2 protein-coding genes are annotated in these 624 nt (G+C 68.3%); both read left to right on the top strand.

All coding sequences use genetic code 11. The annotated features are described in order from the left end of the window. Window positions 1-181 (top strand): 4Fe-4S dicluster domain-containing protein (locus ACXJKR_RS34175; RefSeq protein ID WP_457326643.1); only part of this gene is annotated, 181 nt, incomplete at its 5' end. Between the two features lie 2 nt (window positions 182-183). After that, a partial coding sequence (locus ACXJKR_RS34170; RefSeq protein ID WP_457326642.1) for a HEAT repeat domain-containing protein occupies window positions 184-624 on the top strand: 441 nt, incomplete at its 3' end.

Below are 624 nucleotides of genomic sequence, written 5' to 3'. Positions count from 1 at the left end.
GTGCATCGCCGACAAGGGCTGCACCGTCTGCGTCGATGTCTGCCCGCTCGACGTGCTGGCCATCGATCTGACGAAGAACAAGGCGTTCATGAAGTTCGATGAATGCTGGTACTGCATGCCCTGCGAGAAGGACTGCCCCACCGGCGCCGTGCGCGTCGACATCCCCTACCTGGTGAGGTGATCATGCTTGCCACCATCCATGACCGGCTGCGCAACAGCGACGCGGGCGTGCGCCGCATCGCCGTCATCGACCTGCCCTACACCGACGAGGAAGACGACATCGCGCCGCTGCTGATTGCGGCGCTTGGCGACAGCGATGCCACCGTGCGGCTCGAAGCCGCCAAGGCCCTCGAAGGCTTCGAGGAGCCCGAGGTGCTGGCGGCACTGGCGCCGCGGCTCAAGGACGAGGACGCTGCCGTGCGCGAGGCCGTTGCCTACACGCTCGCAGAGCTGAAAGACTCAGCCTCCGCCACAGCGCTGCTGCCCTACCTGGGCGACGCGGACCCCGAAGTGCAGGCCGCCGCGCTGCAGGCCGTAAAAGCCCTGCGCGTGGACGCCGCCTTCGACCCCGCTATGGCCGCGCTCGCCCATGCCGACGCCAAGGTGCGCCGCGCTGCCGTCAGC

It is taken from the genome of Roseateles sp. P5_E11 (assembly GCF_054049355.1).
Note: the sequence above shows the minus strand (reverse complement) of the source record. Positions and strands in the feature narration are given on the sequence as shown.